The following is a 16,640-nucleotide window of genomic DNA, read 5'->3' on the forward strand; positions in this document are numbered from 1 at the left end:
CCGAAATTGTGCATGTTTTCAGTAGGTTGCCGCCTGTGCGAAAAATCAAATTCTTTTTGGGAAATGCTATCTGGAGCCCCGTTTTGGGAACGAACACGGATCTCGAGCATGGTTTTCTCAGCTAAACGTACGATTTCGCACTAATCTTGTTCTGACCCCGAGTCGCGCTTCATCGATAGGGTTCGGCGATGCGGGCTAAATTAGCCGGCGCGCGGCTGGGGCTTGCCTTTGAGTGGCTTCGCGGATGGAGCTGGTCTAGCTTCGGTCGACCCGCCGGCTTCAATGGTAATCTCGGCGGCTAGCGATATAGTTGTGTCGCTCGTCATTCCATTAAGGGGAGCATAAAAAAGCTGGGGGCATTACGCCGCCATTTTCGCCTCGTTCGGTGGCGATCGACGCTCATTGCGCCAGCGCTTGAAATCGCTGTCGAGGATGCCGTCGAGGACGCGGGTTCGCAGTTGCATGAGCAGATGGACGCCACGCGGCGTCCATTGCATCTGCTGCTTTTTGGCGAAACGCTTGGCGATCACCTGGTTGACTGTTGACTCGACGAAGGCGGTCGAAACCGCCTCGCCGTAGCGGTGTCGCTCGGCGTAGTTCGGGATGAAACCAGCATTGTTGGTGATGTAGCCGCTGAACTCGCCGAGGTAGCGTCGCAGCTTCCGCACCTCGGGCGGTGGATCGTCGAGAAGGTCGAGTCCGTCGTCGAGATCCTCGACGAGACTGAGCGCCCGGCTGAAATTGCCATGCCAGAGATACCGCCTCACGCTCTGAAGCGCCTCGATGATCGCCGGAGCCGCAGCACTGACCGGCGGCGGTAGGCCGCGCGCCATCTGCTGAAGCACGGTGATGCGCATGGCGATATGGAAATAGTCAAGAACATGATCTGCGTTGGGACGCATGTAGAGCTGGAGGTCGCGCACGCTGTCGCCGCCATCTGACATGAACGTCACCTCCTGGTTCATCGTGATGCCCTGGCTGACCAGCAACTCGTGCAGCCGGCGCTTCGGCTTCTCGTCGTGGCCGGTCACGAACCCGAACCGGCGGACCGGTCCCTCCTCCGGCAGGGATTTGCCGACGATCACTTCAAAGTTCGCCGGCCAATCGGTCCAGCTGCGCACGTAGCCGCCGTCTATGCCGATGGTGACTGGTGGTCCGGGGATCGGCATCTCGTTCCACTCGGCCTGGCATCCGCTCGCGAACATCGCCTGCTCAGGGCCTAGCTCGGCTTCGAGACGCTTGGCGACGCGCATCACATCGTTCCGGATCGTCGACGCGTTCACGGTCTCGCCGATCGGCAACATATCGGCCAGCAGCGCGGCGGTGACGCCGTAAGCCGCAAGCGAAGCCCAACGCGCCTCGAGCGCAATAAGGTCGGGCGTGACGCGTTCGGGTAGAGCGGCCACGACAGGGGCGATGACGCTGGGTACAGCTTGGCATCGGCAGCGTCCATATCGTGGGCTCGGCAGCGCGAGCTTGCCAAGGCACGTGCGCACGGTGATCATGCGCTTGTCCTTCAGCCGCCGGGGCCGGCGGCAGGACGGACACGAACGGTGATACCGGGCGAAATCGAGGGCCTGCGTTTCCGTGATGGCCACCTGGAGCGTGGCCAGCATCGCCTTGGCCTCGCCCAGCGTCAGGCCAAGGTCATCGATCGACAGCACCCCGTCCGGTTTATCAATGCTGACGATCTCACGCGTCTCGAATGTCGCGTCGCCGACGTCGGTCACGAGTTGTATGGCAAATCGCATGCCGCATCTCCCTTCTCTGCCCTTGTGCGGAGATGGAAACACGCGGCCGGTCGCCTGTCACCGTACAGCCGGATGAGGTCAACTCTCTGAGTGCTTGTCCGCGACCGCCAGTTCGCGTTTCAGCTCGGCGTTCACCTCGCGCCGGCTGAAGCGCTCGGGCTCGAAGGCGCGTAGTGCATCATCGTCCTCGAATTCCTCGCCGACATCTTCTTCATCATCTCCACGAAGCAGCCGGTCGATGTCGCCGAAGCTTAACCGATCGAGGAGCGCCTCATAGCCGCCTGGTCCGCCGATATCCTCGGGTGGGCCGGCACGCGCGCCGGCGATGCAGACCGGGTAGACCTTGCCGCCCTCGCGCTCGAGCTTGGCCTCGACCCGGATCTCGTGCTCCCACAGATCGCCGAAATCGTATTCGTAGAGGATACGCTGGCGCAAGCGCAGTTGGAGATCGGCGAGCATGACCTCGCGACCCGCCGCGTCACGGTGGCGCTCGCCCGTCCACATAGTGCCGTAGCGGCGGCCGTGCAGCTTGAAGGCATGAAGATGATAGTCCTCCCAGCCAAAGGCGATCTGGATCGCTCGATGCAGAGCGTAGAGTGTCATTTCTTCCGGCACGAGCAGCCGGCGCCAGATCATCGGCGAGATGCCGCGCAAGCTCACCTTGAGCTGATACACAACGGACGTTGCAACATCGGACATGACGGCCAGGCTAACGCAACGCCAGCGCGCCCCCAGCTTTTTTATGCTCCCCTCTCTGACAGCCTGAGAGTGCTTTCCGGGGCAGCTCTTGACCTTCCAGCAACTGGAAGGACTATCTGGCCCGTATCAAACACGAGGAGACATCAAGCTCATGGAAATCGACCGCAAGATCGCGGAACTTGGGAGCCTGCGCGACATGCTCAGCCATCTCGTCCACAACTGCAGCGGCGACGAGCGTCCGGACTGCCCGATCATCGATGGCCTCGCGGGAAGCGGCACGGTTCAGTGAGGCGCATCCCCGTAACCGCAGCAGTCCTTGTCATCGCCGCAGTCGTCGCCGGAACAGCTTCGGAAAACGCAGTCGATCCGGTCGTCGCCGAGCGCCAGGCTTCGATGAAGAAGATGGCGAACGCCGCCAAGACCATCTCCGGGATTTTTGACGGAAAGCTGGCCTATGACGCGGCGGCCTTCAAAGAGGCGGCCGAAACGATCCGCCGACGTTCTGGGAGCGCCATGGTCACCGAATTTCCGAGGGGTTCGTTTGGCGATCCCTCAGCCGCAAAGGCCGAGATAGACCAGTCACGCGCGGAATTCGCCGCGCTCGCCCTTCATCTCGAAACGCTGGCGACGGCGCTGTCCGCAACGATCGACGACGCGCCCGATGGCATTACCGAATCCATGAGGATGAAGCCTGGGATGGCCATGGGCAGCAGCCTCCTAGGGAAGCGGGTTGGCGGCGCGGCCGAGGCCGATCCTGCGAAGATGCCAGCCGAACATTTGTTCCACCTGATGCTGCAGGACTGCACGGATTGCCACGCTAAGTTCAGGGAGAAGCGGCGGTAAGCGAGGGCATCGACTTCACGTGATGCCGGCTAGGTGACTCGACAGCCCCCGACAGGGACCCTGCAATGTTCGTACAGCCCGTCGACTACTTCCTGGCAGTCTGGTTCGTCCTGGCAAATGGCTGATCCACTGCCATATCGGACATCACGCCACCAGCAACAACGTCGAGGAGAAGGGCGGTGGCGGACTGATGGTCGTGATCGATGTGCAAGCCTGAAGCCCGATCCGCAAAGCGAAACGTAGATGGACGTCCTTGCCGCTTACGGCGGTCTGCTGCTGCCTTCACCGCGGCGACCATCCGGCGCAGTCGGAGGCCGCGCTTGCGGGGCTCCTGGCGACAGGCTCGTTCTCGCCAGCCATGCTGATCCTTGTCGCCAGCATAGGAAACATCCTTGGTTCGACGGTAAACTGGGTTCTCGGTCGAGGGATCGAACGCTTTCGCGACAGGCCTTGGTTTCCCGTGCGCCCCGCCGCGCTCGACCGCGCCACGGATTGGTACCATCGGTATGGAAGATGGTCGCTCTTGTTGAGCTGGGTACCGATCATCGGCGATCCGCTCTCCGTCGTCGCGGGGGTTCTGCGCGAACCTCTGTGGAGCTTTGTCGCAATCGTCGCAGTCGCGAAGGTCGCGCGTTATCTGGCTGTCGCCGGAGCCGTGCTGAGCCTGACGTAGATCAAAATGGCAGGCATCTCGCCAGGCGCTTGCGTTCACTTTTGGTTGCACTGCAACAAACTGGCAGGAGGCGGCCTTGACAAATCAGGCGAACAATTGTCGGAAGGGCACGATGAGGAATCTTGGTCGAATCTCGATCTTAGGAAACATGCCGCGCCGAGCGATGCTGGCGGTCGTGTTCCTGGTCATGTCGGCTCTTCAGCCTGGTCTGTTCGCCGCGGCCAATGCCACGGGTTTTCATGGCGACGCCGGGGTGAACCTCCGTGCCGAAGCACCCGCTCACGACATGGGCGGTCACGATCACGGCGCGATGGCGGACGACACGGACAAGCCGAACCACCATCACGGCAGCAAGAAATCCGCTGGGAAAAGCTGCGAAGTCCACTGCGCGCCGGCGCATGCCGTGCCGGTCGATTGTCGTGAGATCGAGCATGTTGTGTCCCGCTGCTTTGCGCCCGTCCTTGCCGTCGCTTTGCCGCTCGGTGAATACGCAGCGCTGATAAGGCCTCCAAGACATCTGAGCTGACGCGCCTCTTCGGGGGCGTTCGCGCGCAGCGTCCGGAATCCGTTCCGGCGCACGTACACGCACACGTCAAATTCAGGTCCCACAATGAAATTCGTAAGTCTCGCGATGCTCGCATCGCTGTCCGTTGCCGGATGTGCGGCAACCACGCCGCCAAACATCCTTCCGGCCTTTAATCCCGCCGATCCCGTGATGGGGATCCGCGATGCGCACTACCATCCGGTCATAGCCGATTATCACCACCGGGAGCCGGTCGATCCGCAGAACTGGCGGCGTCTCAATGAACAGCGCTCGCCTGCGAACGGCGGAGCAGGATCATGACACGCCGTTTCCTGAGGCTGGCTGCGGTCATTTCGCTGCCGTTGATCGCAGCCGGATGCACGACCGTTTCGGGTATTTCGGATCCTGTCGCTGGCTTCACGACCGTGGAGGCGAGAACCCAATCTGTCACGGGCAAGCGGGCGGTTTGGATCCAATCGAGCCAACAAGCGCAGGCTGTTTCCGCGCGGGTGAAGGGACTCGTGCAAAAGAAGACGATCGGCCCGGACACGACAGTCCAAGTGGCTCTTCTCAACAATAAAGGGCTTCAGGCGGCCTATGCCGAAGTCGGCCTGTCGGCTGCGGATGTCTGGCAGGAAGCCATGCCCGTCAATCCGACGATCTCGGTCGGCATGATCGGCATAGATCCGGTGCGGACGATCGAAGGGGCGGTGGTCAGCAACATCCTCGCGCTGGCAACGCATAAACGGCGCGTCGCGGTCGCTGATGCTCGCTTCCGCCAGGCGCAGCTTCGCGCCGCCGAGGAGACGCTGCGGCTCGCCGCCGATACGCGGCGGGCCTGGATCAATGCCGTCTCGGCATGGGAGACAGTCTCCTACCTGAACCAGGCGCAGGCCGCGGCGGACGCCGCGTCGGCTCTCGCGCAGAAGCTGGGCGAGACAGGCGCTTTCACCAAGACCGGGCAGGCGCGCGAGCATGTCTTCTACGCCGAACTGGCGGGACAAACGGCGGAGGCGCGGCTCGCCGCGCGGACTGCCAAGGAAGAACTTACCCGCCTGATGGGTCTGTGGGGAGATGATGTGGATTACTCGGTCCCGAACGCACTCCCGCCACTGCCCAAAGGCGCAATGGCGAAGCGCGCGATCGAGGCGGAGGCGCTGAGGAACCGGGTCGACCTTGAAATCGCAAGGCTCGAGCTGGAAGCGCTGGCCAAGTCCTACGGTTTGACCGAGGCGACGCGCTACGTCACCGACCTGGAACTTCTTACCGGTGTGGAAGTGGAACGCGAAGAGTCGGAAGAAGGCGGAACCGAGACGAGCACCTCCCCCATCCTCGAGCTGGAGTTCGTCATCCCTATCTTCGATACGGGCAAGGCTCGCATGCGCAAGGCTGAGCTCGCCTACATGCAGGCTGCCAATCGGCTGGCGGAAAAAGCGGTGAACGTCCGCTCCGAGGCGCGGTCGGCCTATGACGGATATCGTTCGACCTATGACATTGCCCGGCACTATCGCAACAGTGTCGTGCCTCTTCGAACTAAAATCGAGGAAGAGTCCGTCCTCACCTATAGCGGCATGATCACCAACACGTTCGAGCTTCTGGCAGACACCCGCGCGAAAATCAGTTCGATCATGCTTTCCCTCAACGCCAAGCGCAATTTCTGGCTCGCCGACGTCAATCTCGGAACCGCCGTCTACGGTGGAGGCGCATCGAGCGCCGGTGGCGGCGACGCCCCGGCCGTAGCCGAGGCCGGCGCTGAAGCCCACTGAACCCAAGGAGAAGAAAGATGCTTTCAAGACGTCAGTTGCTAGGCGCGGGAGCCCTGCTCGCCGGCGCGACCGCATGGACCAAGACTTCGGCGATGGGCTTGCCGGACGCTCCGATCATGGAATCCCCTGACATGCAGCCGCCGATCTTTCCGACGAGCGGACCGGACTACCAGCCGGTGGTGACGCTCAACGGCTGGACGCTGCCGCACCGCATGAACAATGGTGTGAAGGAATTCCATCTGATCGCCGAACCAGTCGAGCGGGAGCTGGCGCCCGGCTCGACTGCCTATCTGTGGGGCTACAATGGTCAGTCCCCCGGTCCGACAATAGAGGCGGTCGAGGGCGACCGGGTCCGCATCTTCGTGACCAACAAGCTTCCCGAGCACACCACGATCCACTGGCACGGCATGATCCTGCCAAACGGCATGGATGGTGTGACCGGACTGACCCAGCCTGGAATTCCGTCGGGCAAGACCTTTGTCTACGAGTTCGACCTCGTGAAGAGTGGAACCTTCATGTACCACCCGCACGCCGACGAAATGGTCCAGATGGCCATGGGCATGATGGGCTTCTTTGTCATCCATCCGAAAGACCCGAAATTCATGCGCGTGGACCGCGATTTCGTGTTCCTGCTGAACGCTTTCGACATTGAACCGGGGTCGTACGTCCCGCGCATCATGGAGATGACGGACTTCAATCTCTGGGCCTGGAACAGCCGCATCTTTCCGGGGATCAGCCATCTTCCGGTGGCGAAGAACGATCGGGTGCGGGTGCGCGTCGGCAACCTGACGATGACCAATCATCCGATCCACATGCATGGCTACGACTTCGAGGTGACCTGCACCGATGGCGGCTGGGTGCGCCCGGAGGCGCGTTGGCCGGAGGTATCGATCGACATCCCCGTGGGTGCCATGCGGGCATATGAGTTCGACGCGAAATACGAGGGCGACTGGGCGATCCACTGCCACAAGTCGCACCATACGATGAACGCCATGGGCCACGACGTGCCCACGTTCATCGGCGTCGACAACTCGAAAGTCACCGACAAGATCCGCCGCGTTCAGCCCGAATACATGGCCATGGGTGACCGCGGCATGGCCGACATGGGGGAAATGGAGATGCCGCTTCCCGACAATACCATCCCCATGATGACGGGGTGGGGCCAGTTCGGCGCGATCGAGATGGGCGGCATGTTCTCGGTGGTCAAGGTCCGCGAGGGCCTGTCCGCGAACGATTACGCCGATCCCGGCTGGTACCAGCACCCGGAAGGAACCGTCGCCTATGAGTGGACCGGGGATGTCCCCGCTCCGACGAAGTCAGGCGACGCAAAAACGATGGCTCCGGCAACCCAGCACGGTGGCCACGGAAAACAGGGATGAATGCCCGACTCTCAAACCTCAACAAGCAGAGAAAGACCAGCATGAAACGAATGATGATAGCAGCCATGATGATGGCAATCGTTCCCGGTGCGGCTTTGGCCGGGGGAAATCACAGCGGCGGCCACGGACACGGGGAAGCCGGCATGATCGCAATCGGCAAACCCGGAGAGAAGTCCGAGGTCAAAAGGACAGTGCAAATCGCCATGAAAGAAACGGACGATGGCGGAATGGTGTTCGAACCCTCGTCTCTATCGATCAAGGAAGGCGAAACCATCCGGCTGAAATTCACCAACAAAGGTGAGGTCGACCATGAGTTCGTCATGGACGTCGAGGAAGGCATCATGGAGCATAAGGCGCTGATGGAGAAGTTCCCGGAGATGGAACACGCCGACCCGAACGCGATCAGATTGGCTCCGGGCGCGACCGGAGAAATTATCTGGACCTTCGCCAAGGCCGGGGATTTCGGCTTCGCCTGCCTGATGCCCGGGCACTACGAGTCCGGCATGAAGGGCCACCTGAAAGTGGCCAGCAAGTGAACTTTCGTTCCTCCCAAGGAAACTCAAAGGAGTCATTGATATGAAAACTGCCGCTAAAATCGCGTTCTCGGGCCTGATGGCGCTTGCTGTCGCGACCGGAGCCTTTGCCGCCGAATATACCAAAGGCGAGGTCACCAAGATCGACACGAAACAAAAGAAGCTCACGATCAAGCACGAAGAACTCAAGACCCTCGGCATGCCGGCGATGACAATGGTTTTCGTGGTCGCCGAGGATGCGATGCTCGACAAAGTCAAGGAAGGTCAAGCGATCGAGTTCGTCGCGGATCGTGTGAACGGGCGCATTACGGTCACCGATATCAAGTGATCCGGGACCAGCGCCGCGGGCTGAAATCAGCCCGCGACCGCTGGCCGATCAGGGCACTGCCATGAGCGGGTGTCACGATGAAGGGGCCGCGCAGAACGTTATCCAGAGATTTTCTTTCCAATCATCGTGTGCGGAGCGGCTGAGAGGCATCTCTATGGGATATTTTCGCGTACCCACGCTCACATACGCGGGATAATTGCAGCGAACGCGTGCACGATGCCTTCCGGTATCTTCATACCTGATCGCGCCACTTGCGTCCGTCTCGACTAAGCCGATAGCGACGTCAAAGTCATAGTCCCTATCCTGCGAGACGCTATTGTTCAGGATGCTGAGCTGGACCGACGTGGCATCTGGAAAATTGGCAGTGTGAAAGACCAGCCGCTCCGCCGCCATCGAGGGCGTAACCACCAACACGCCGGCAAAAAATGCAATGGCGCGCATTTCCTCCTCCCGAGGACCGAGGAGGAGACTACCATCTCTTGCATCGATATTCGAATGGAATCTCTGTTCCGGCGGCGGGCTGACGCATTGAGGATGTTCGCTTGAGCATCCGACGACCTTGCCTTCGGTTGAACGCGGTGCCGGTGCGGATCGGCCGGAGCGGCTGCGTCTATGGCTGCGGAGCCGCCGTGGACCCTTCATGGTGCTTGCGCCACCCGTATCGGGTCATGCCGCGCGGCTTGTAGATCGACAGCGCCACGGGCACGAGCAGCACCAGCAGGCCGCCAACTGCGTGGGTCAGAATTGAGCGCCTCAGCCCGAGTAGATCGGTATCGGACAATGCGGTCTCTGCCGCGGCGGCTGCAACGCAACTGATCCCGTCCATCTGAAGCAGGAGGACGATCGTGACCAGGGCATTCAGCAGGAGTTTCGCCAGAACCCAATAATGCCGGAACAGGCCCCACGTCGTGCCCAGCGACTGGATGAGCCCGGTGATCAATGAGGCGAGAACCAGCGGGACGATGACGTACCGGGCGATCAACTCCATCGCGGGATAGGCGACGCGGACCATCTGCGAATCCTTGCTGGTCAGGCCAACAATGGCGAGCACCAGGAACCCAGCAACCGCGCCGAGCGCGCCGACCGAGGACGTGACATGGGCGGTGAGCGCGAACTTGCGAGCGCTGGGCGTCATGATCATGGCTGTTGCACGCCAGGCTCTGTAACGCTGGAGGATGGCAGGTGCCGACTGGGACCGTGGGGCCCGCCGACGCCGGTGAAGAGCACAACGATGACCAGCAGGACCACAACGACCGCGATGATCCCCGACACTTTCACCCAGTGCGGTGTGCCGGGGTAGGAGGGCGGTTCGGCCACGTGCATCTCCTCCGTTGTGTGATGGCGACGTTTAACAACGGCTGGAGTTTTATCGAGACGCAATGTCTCTATCAAGTCACAATGTCTCTTGCCTCGACAAAGTTGCCACGTCAGGTATGTTGGGGATGATGCCGAAGCTGTGGAACGAAACCATCGAGGCACACCGCCGCGCTGTACGCGACGCGACCTTGGACACCACCGCTGCGCTGGTGGCCAAGCACGGGCTGCTATCGGTGACGATGGCGAGGATCGCCGAGGAGACCGGAATAGGTCGTGCGACGCTGTACAAGTACTTCCCGGACGTTGAAGCGATCCTCGTCGCCTGGCATGAACGCCAGGTCACTGGTCACCTCGAACATCTCATCGCAATCCGGGACCGGGGTGGCACCCCTGGCGAGCGGCTTAAGGCTGTGCTTGAGGCATACGCGTTTGTTTCACACGAGCACCATGGCACCGAACTCGCGGCACGCCTGCATCGAGGCGAGCATGTCGCCCAGGCGCAGCAGCAGCTCAGCCGCCTTGTCAGCGACTTGCTGGCCGAGGGCGCAAGGATTGGCGATATCCGGGACGATGTGGCCCCCGACGAGCTGGCAACCTACTGTCTTCACGCTCTCGCAGCGGCCAGCAGCCTGCCATCCAACGCAGCGGTCCGCCGGCTCGTTGCGGTCACTCTGGCCGGGTTGCGGCCTCCACGCGCCAGCCGCAGGTGAGCGTGGGGATCGTCATCACATTGCCTCACGCCACGCTCGATGCCGAGTTCGGCTTCGATCTGCCGGACCTGGTCGGCGAACGCGTCGCACAAAACGCTGCCGTCGATGACCGTGATCGGCGCGATGCAGGGTCCCGTCCTGCGGCGCCTCTTCGGCGGTGTCTGGATCGCGCAGGTCGCCTCGACGAAAGGGATTCCGTGCCTCGCGAACCAGCTCTTCACTCGCTGGTCGCGGCCAATGTCGGCTTTCAAGGAGAGAATTCAGCTTTGGAAGGTCGCGGTTGGGTCAAGGGTTGCCTATCCGGGCCGGAGCGTCAGGTCCTGATTGGGATCGTAAGCCGAAATTCGAGCTGACACGATTTCGGACCAGCGCACAAAGTGACGTGTACCGGTCATGATACGTGCGTAGGCCGTTAGGAGCACGGGAAGATCTGTGCCGGGCGGCGATGAACGCTTCGGCCTTAGCGAGTCCTGGTGTTTCTCCAGCAGGTCTGTGAAGCGAGCGATCAACCGGTCATGGCCGCCTGCCGCCAGGATAAGCCGACGCCGATGCGCGATCGTGGCATCCTTGTCGGCGGCCAACCAATCGTCAGGCTTCGCCGCAAGGCTCTCGAAGCAGCGGATGCGCGCCGAGGTCGACAGATTTGTGAGGGTCTTTGCCGACGTGACATCGGCAGCGACTGGCGCACGCAGCAGACGCGAAACCAAACCGTTGATCGGCGGCGACCCCTTGGCCACCTCCACGCGACAGATATCATCGATCGCGCGTTCCAGTCGCCGTGCCGCTGCCTTCACAGTGGCCTTCGGGGCCCTGCACAGATCGAAGCCGCATCGGGCGCAGAAATGCTGCGGGATCAGCTCCGTCTGATCGAAGGCGGCAATCCCGCCGCGGCAGGCGGGACATCGATCCCGAAGGCCGCAACCATGCACGAAGCAGGAAACACGCGATGCCAGTCGCCACTGCCGACGAAAATACGGAGCCTCGTCGTCGGCAAGACAAAAAGGGCAATACTGAATCCAGGTCGAACGGTTACGCTTGGCATTTTCGCGCAGCGGCAGCAAGAGCGGTGGCAGAGCCCGACCAGCCATCGCAACCGCCGCGATTGTTTCCTGCGAAACGCCTGTCTGGCGGCCGAGCAGAGCGGCGACGTCGCGCGGAAGCCGTAGGTCAAGGCGGGCCGACCACAGCGGCCGCGCTGCGTGGATGTATCCTGGTCGCGGTTTGAGCCGCTGGAGATGCTTCGCATTCGCTGACCTCTTCCTGGCGATCTCCTCGGGGCTGAACAGCGAGGGAATGCGGCGGGCAACCGTGACGTAGGACGGAGCAGCCAGACCGGCCTCCTCGCAGCGCGCCCGTATCTCGGCCACTACAGGAGCAAGCGGAGGAGCTTCAAGCACCAGCCACTGCTCTCGCAGTGTCGTGGTGATGATCAACTCGATGTCCTTTTGTAGTCGCTTCTTCCGCGTACCATCCGTGCGGGGCAGCAGCGAAGTCACCCGCCGATCGACGCGATAGCGCGCCAGCAGATTGTATACCTGCCGAGTCGACAGACGCAGCTCGGCAGCCGCGCGATCTACTGCGGCCCGCCGCGGTCCCGCCCCATCGAGGATCCTGTCCAGCTCGCGAGCTATTCGGCGCGCTGCCAGCCACTCTTCGTCGGACTGCGACGAAGAGGCGAGGATCGGTCTCCGGGTGTGCAATCGGTTCGGCAACTCGAGCGGTCAGTGAAATCGTTAGCGGAAAATCGCGCCTTTTCTTAGCGGCCAAACCTAACCGGCACATGACGTTCACGCGTTTGAAGCGGGGAAGTAAAAGCGACAGCCGAAGATCTTTTGGCCCGCCTCGACGAGCGCGTGGCCAAAAGCCCGGTGCGCGACGGCTTTTTCGAACGGCAAAATTTTGCCGACGCGGCCGCCGCGCTGTGGCTCGAGGGCGAGCTCGTGCATGTCGAAGACCTCGTCCTGCACGACGCCCATATGGACATCCGCACCCCGACCCACGAACTCACCCGCGCGCATGCCGTGCTGCGCTCCCGCCGCCGGATTTATGCACAAAAGCCCGACTGGGCGCTGTCGCGGCCCGGCCTTTTGGCCCTGCGCGGCCGCGAAGGGCAGAGAGGCCGCAATGGGGCGGACGCAGGGCGGGCCGGCTCCGGACCCGATGCGGCGGTGGCGGCCGCCGGGGCGGACGAAAGCGATTCGGAAAACACCGGCCAGGAGGACGCTCTTGCCGAAGAGCTGGCCGAGATCGACGCCGTGCTGGCTCGCTCCAGCCGGCTGCTGGCGGGCGAAAATTTGGCGCCGCGCGCGGCGGACAGCCCGAATGTCGACTCGGCAGGGCAGCGGGCAAAAGCTCCGGAGACGGCTTCCTTTGACGGCCTCGGGCCGCTGATCCGCGACCTCGACTGGGACGAGGACCAGCGGCTGGCCGACTGGCTCGCCGTCGTCGACGAGGTGAAAGACATACCGGCGGTATTGGCCGCGGCGATCGCCTGGGAGGCGTGGGAGACGATAGAACCGCTGCAGCATCAGCATTGGCTCGGACCGCTGTTGGTTGCCGGCCTGCTCAGGCAGCGCGGCAAGGTCGGCTCGCATCTGTTTTGCCTCAATGCCGGGCTGCGCGTCGTGCCGCGGGATCGGAGGCGCGCGCAGGAAAAAACCACCCGGCTGCTGGCCGTCCTCGACGCCTTCGCCGAAGCCGCGTCGGCCGGGCTGAAGGAACTCGACCGGCTGGTGATGGCCAAAAGCCAGATGGAGCGCCGGCTCAGGGACCGGCGCAAAAACTCGAGCCTGCCAGCGCTGATCGAGCTGGTGCTGGCGCGGCCGGTGGTGTCGGCGGGATTAATCGCGGCCGAGCTGAAAATCAGCCAGCGCGCCGCACTCGGCCTCGTCGCCGAACTCGGCATCCGGGAAGTGACGGGCCGGGGGCGCTACCGGGCGTGGGGATTTGTGTGACGAAAGTCGTAAGCCGCCGGGCACCGCGACGGATTGCCACCAGTCTGAGCCTTTGAATACATAGTCTGCCTATATTGTTTTGCTTTTGTTTTAGGAGAGAAAACCGTGACCAGTGCCGTCATTGACGATCCCATTGTCGAACTCACCGCTGATGTTGTCTCGGCATATGTTTCGAACAACCCGGTTCCCGCTGCGGAGCTTGCGGCCCTCATAGGCCAGATCCATGCTTCCTTGCGCGCGCTCGGTTCGGGAGCACCAGTCGAAGTGGAGGAACCGCAGAAACCTGCCGTGCCGATCAAGAAATCGGTGGCGCCGGACCATATCGTCTGCCTCGAGGACGGAAAGCAATTCAAGTCGCTGAAGCGGCACCTGATGAGCCAGTACGGACTGACACCGGACGAGTACCGGGCGAAGTGGAACCTGCCGGCGGACTATCCGATGGTCGCGCCCAACTATGCCGCAACACGGTCCGCGCTGGCCAAGAAGATAGGGCTTGGCCGCATATCACGAAAGCCGGTCTCGCAGCCGGCGCGCGGTCGCAGGAAAGCCGCTGCATAATAAACATGCGGCCACCACGCAGTTGCACGGTTTCCACCGTGCTGCGATTGCCGGAAAGCTCATTGCTCTGATCGGCCGCCGTTCGGCCCCTTGGCGACGGTCAGAACGGCCATACGATCGGGATGACGGCGAGGGCAACCACGATCACCAGTGCCTCCAGCGGCGCGCCCATCCGGGCGAAGTCGGTGAACCGGTAACCGCCCGGCCCCATGATGATCGTGTTGTTGTGATGACCGAAGGGGGTCAGGAAGTCGCAGGAGGCTCCTACTGCGACGGCGATCAGAAAAGGATCGGCGTTGACGCCGGTTCGTTCGGCGATCGCGAGCGCGATCGGCGCCATGATCACCACGGTTGCCGCATTGTTGAGGACCGGCGTCGCCGCCATGGTGACGACGAGGACGATACCGAGGAGCGCGAGCGCCGGCAGCGTGCCGGCGAGCGCGACGACCCCGTCGGCGATGAGTTGCGCCGTGCCGGTGTTCTCGAGCGCCTGGCCGAAAGGGATCATAGCGGCGAGCAAGACGATCACGGACCAGTCGATCGCCTTGTACACCTCGTCGGGGCGTAGCGCGTTGACGAGGACCAGCGCCACCACCGTGGCGGTAAAGGCGATCGAAGACGGGACGAGGCCGAACGAGGTGGCGGCGATGGCGGCGGCGAAAAGCAGCACCGGAACGAGAATACGGCGAGGCTCGAATATAAGCTTCCGATTTGCAAGCGGCAGAGAACCGAGGCTCGCGATAACCTCATTGAGGTCCTTCTCGTCGCCCTCGAGCAGCAGCACATCACCGGCCACGAGGCCGACATCGCGCAGCCGGCCGTCGACCGGGCGTCCCTGCCGGGACAGAGCAAGCAGATTGACCCGCCAGTGGCGCCGTAGATCGAGGGTCGCCGCGGTCCGGCCCTGGACCCACGAGACCGGAGTTATCACGGCTTCGGCGACCATCAGCTCCCCTGCGGCGGCGCGCTCCTCGGCCTCGCTCTCGGCCGGGCGTTCCGCAAGCTCGAGCCCCTGCCCTTTGACGAGCTTCTGAAGAGTATCGGAGTCGCTCTGCACCATGAGCACGTCACCGGCCCTAACGGACTCGTACAGCAGACGGCCGATCAGGCGGCGCTCGTTGCGCACGATGCCGATGATGGTGATCGCGTCGTCCGATTCTCGCTCGAGCTCGGCGACCGTCTTGCCGATGATCGCGCTCTCGTCGCCGACGCGCAGCTCGGTAACGTAATCCGTGACCTCGAAGCTCTCCTCTTCGGCCGCCTTGCCTCTCCGGTCTTTGGGAATCAGGCGCCAGCCGACCGTGACGACAAAGGCGATGCCGACCAGGGCAACGGCCAGGCCGACCGGCGTGAAATCGAACATGCCGAAGCCTTCACCCAGGGCCTGCGCCCGAAACTGAGAGATCAGCAGATTCGGCGGCGTTCCGATCAACGTCAGCATGCCGCCAAGCAGCGTCGAGAAGGACAGCGGCATTAGCATCCGAGACGACGAGTAGCCGGACGCCTTCGCGGCAGATATTGCCACGGGCATCAAAAGCGCCAGCGCGCCGACGTTGTTCATGAAGCCGGACAGGAAGGCACCGAGGAGACACAGGCCCGCCCGCTGCCCAGAGGGGCTGCGCGCAAGTGCCATGACGCGATCGCCGACCAAGTCGATGACGCCCGACCGGCCAAGCGCGTGGCTGATGGCCAGCACGGCGGCGACGGTGACGACAGCCGCATTGCCGAAGCCAACGAAAGCGTCGTCCGGATCGATGACGCCGAACCCGACGCCGGCCATCAGCGAGAGCACGGCAACAACGTCGTAGCGCCAGCGTCCCCACACGAACAGGGCCAACGTACAGACGAGAATCGCGCTGATGGCAGTCTGGTCGAAGGTCATGGGCGCGCGGGTCCGCGGTTGAGCGTGATCGGAAGTTCCGCATAGGGTGGGAATCGGGGAACACCACACCAACGCATGCATTCATCTAATGATCCATGCAAAATGAATCGGAGTATTGCGCATGCTTCTGAGGCTCGCCGCTCTCGTGCTGACTGCGATCACGCTCGTGGGGTCAGAACAAGATTAGTGCGAAATCGTACGTTTAGCTGAGAAAACCATGCTCGAGATCCGTGTTCGTTCCCAAAACGGGGCTCCAGATAGCATTTCCCAAAAGAATTTGATTTTTCGCACAGGCGGCAACCTACTGAAAACATGCACAATTTCGGCTAGCGTACGATTTCGCACTAATCTTGTTCTGACCCCTACGGCATGGGAGCATAAAAAAGCTGGGGGTATCACGCCGCCATTTTCGCCTCGTTCGGGGGTGATCGCCGCTCGGCGAGATGCCGCGCAAGCTCACCTTGAGCTGATACACGACGGACGTCGCAACTTTGGACATGGCGGCCAGGCTAACGTAAAGCCAGCGGCGCGCCCCCAGCTTTTTTATGCTCCCGCATCAATGTTTGGGTAAAGCGGTCCGCTGTCCGGGTCTGAGCGCCACGCCCGACTGCTGCCGCCTGGCGGGCGTTGGTAGGATTGCCAAGCTTAGGGATGTGTTGCAACTTTTTGATTACCGACGATATGGCAAGGTACCGTCGACATTTTCGGAGGGTTGCGATGTTCG

17 protein-coding genes and 2 pseudogenes are annotated in these 16,640 nt (G+C 62.3%); 12 read left to right on the forward strand and 7 right to left on the reverse strand.

Features of this window, described 5'->3' with window-relative positions:
• Positions 1-359: 359 nt before the first annotated feature.
• Complete coding sequence (locus G6N73_RS31090) at positions 360-1,751, reverse strand: ISKra4 family transposase (RefSeq protein WP_165033796.1); 1,392 nt, start codon at positions 1,749-1,751, stop codon at positions 360-362.
• 78 nt (positions 1,752-1,829) lie between these two features.
• Entirely contained in the window at positions 1,830-2,450 is a 621-nt protein-coding gene (locus G6N73_RS31095; protein WP_165033797.1) for a plasmid pRiA4b ORF-3 family protein, read from the reverse strand.
• A 151-nt stretch (positions 2,451-2,601) separates the two neighbouring features.
• Between G6N73_RS31095 and G6N73_RS31100 the strand changes: the two genes are divergently transcribed.
• From G6N73_RS31100 to G6N73_RS31140, 9 genes are all read left to right on the forward strand, one after another.
• A complete protein-coding gene (locus tag G6N73_RS31100) occupies positions 2,602-2,739 on the forward strand; it encodes a MerR family transcriptional regulator (protein WP_343044811.1) in 138 nt (45 codons plus the stop codon).
• On the forward strand, positions 2,736-3,293 hold the full coding sequence (locus tag G6N73_RS31105; RefSeq protein ID WP_165033798.1) for a cytochrome c: 558 nt from the start codon (positions 2,736-2,738) through the stop codon (positions 3,291-3,293). The genes G6N73_RS31100 and G6N73_RS31105 overlap by 4 nt, the downstream gene beginning before the upstream one ends.
• Positions 3,294-3,546: 253 nt before the next feature.
• Entirely contained in the window at positions 3,547-3,966 is a 420-nt protein-coding gene (locus G6N73_RS31110; protein WP_343044812.1) for a YqaA family protein, read from the forward strand.
• A gap of 148 nt (positions 3,967-4,114) precedes the next feature.
• Positions 4,115-4,492 (forward strand): hypothetical protein, encoded by a 378-nt coding sequence (locus G6N73_RS31115; RefSeq protein WP_165033799.1) that lies wholly within the window; start codon positions 4,115-4,117, stop codon positions 4,490-4,492.
• A 105-nt stretch (positions 4,493-4,597) separates the two neighbouring features.
• Positions 4,598-4,810 carry a hypothetical protein gene (locus G6N73_RS31120; protein WP_246252718.1) on the forward strand — a complete coding sequence of 71 codons (213 nt, stop codon included), beginning with the start codon at positions 4,598-4,600 and terminating at the stop codon, positions 4,808-4,810.
• Entirely contained in the window at positions 4,807-6,255 is a 1,449-nt protein-coding gene (locus G6N73_RS31125) for a TolC family protein (RefSeq protein ID WP_165033801.1), read from the forward strand. The genes G6N73_RS31120 and G6N73_RS31125 overlap by 4 nt, the downstream gene beginning before the upstream one ends.
• 17 nt (positions 6,256-6,272) lie before the next feature.
• Positions 6,273-7,634 (forward strand): multicopper oxidase family protein, encoded by a 1,362-nt coding sequence (locus G6N73_RS31130; RefSeq protein WP_165033802.1) that lies wholly within the window; start codon positions 6,273-6,275, stop codon positions 7,632-7,634.
• Positions 7,635-7,675: 41 nt separating this feature from the next.
• Complete coding sequence (locus G6N73_RS31135; protein WP_165033803.1) at positions 7,676-8,170, forward strand: cupredoxin domain-containing protein; 495 nt, start codon at positions 7,676-7,678, stop codon at positions 8,168-8,170.
• A gap of 40 nt (positions 8,171-8,210) precedes the next feature.
• Positions 8,211-8,495, forward strand: a complete 285-nt coding sequence (locus tag G6N73_RS31140) for a copper-binding protein (RefSeq protein WP_165033804.1) — start codon at positions 8,211-8,213, stop codon at positions 8,493-8,495.
• A gap of 72 nt (positions 8,496-8,567) precedes the next feature.
• Here G6N73_RS31140 and G6N73_RS31145 read toward each other — a convergent pair whose 3' ends face one another.
• Both G6N73_RS31145 and G6N73_RS31150 read right to left on the reverse strand, forming a co-directional pair.
• Positions 8,568-8,936, reverse strand: coding sequence for a hypothetical protein (locus tag G6N73_RS31145; protein WP_165033805.1), 369 nt, complete (start codon positions 8,934-8,936; stop codon positions 8,568-8,570).
• A gap of 169 nt (positions 8,937-9,105) precedes the next feature.
• The gene (locus G6N73_RS31150; RefSeq protein ID WP_343044814.1) at positions 9,106-9,630 is read right to left on the reverse strand and encodes a hypothetical protein; all 525 of its coding nucleotides are present in this window, start codon (positions 9,628-9,630) and stop codon (positions 9,106-9,108) included.
• Positions 9,631-9,937: 307 nt separating this feature from the next.
• Here G6N73_RS31150 and G6N73_RS31155 point away from each other — a divergent pair, with 307 nt between their 5' ends.
• A complete protein-coding gene (locus G6N73_RS31155; protein WP_206079196.1) occupies positions 9,938-10,522 on the forward strand; it encodes a TetR/AcrR family transcriptional regulator in 585 nt (194 codons plus the stop codon).
• 377 nt (positions 10,523-10,899) lie between these two features.
• Here the strand turns inward: G6N73_RS31155 and G6N73_RS38125 are convergent.
• Positions 10,900-12,234 (reverse strand): annotated as a pseudogene (locus G6N73_RS38125) (TniQ family protein); the annotation flags it as partial.
• Between the two features lie 120 nt (positions 12,235-12,354).
• Between G6N73_RS38125 and G6N73_RS31170 the strand changes: the two are divergent.
• Complete coding sequence (locus tag G6N73_RS31170; RefSeq protein ID WP_165033807.1) at positions 12,355-13,476, forward strand: RHE_PE00001 family protein; 1,122 nt, start codon at positions 12,355-12,357, stop codon at positions 13,474-13,476.
• 105 nt (positions 13,477-13,581) lie between these two features.
• Entirely contained in the window at positions 13,582-14,034 is a 453-nt protein-coding gene (locus G6N73_RS31175) for a MucR family transcriptional regulator (protein ID WP_165033808.1), read from the forward strand.
• Between the two features lie 100 nt (positions 14,035-14,134).
• Here the strand turns inward: G6N73_RS31175 and G6N73_RS31180 are convergent, their stop codons facing one another.
• Positions 14,135-15,916 (reverse strand): SLC13 family permease, encoded by a 1,782-nt coding sequence (locus G6N73_RS31180; protein ID WP_165033809.1) that lies wholly within the window; start codon positions 15,914-15,916, stop codon positions 14,135-14,137.
• A gap of 509 nt (positions 15,917-16,425) precedes the next feature.
• Positions 16,426-16,640 (reverse strand): annotated as a pseudogene (locus G6N73_RS36530) (hypothetical protein); the annotation flags it as partial.

The sequence above is a fragment of the Allomesorhizobium camelthorni genome (genome assembly GCF_011045125.1).
Lineage (GTDB): Bacteria > Pseudomonadota > Alphaproteobacteria > Rhizobiales > Rhizobiaceae > Allomesorhizobium > Allomesorhizobium camelthorni.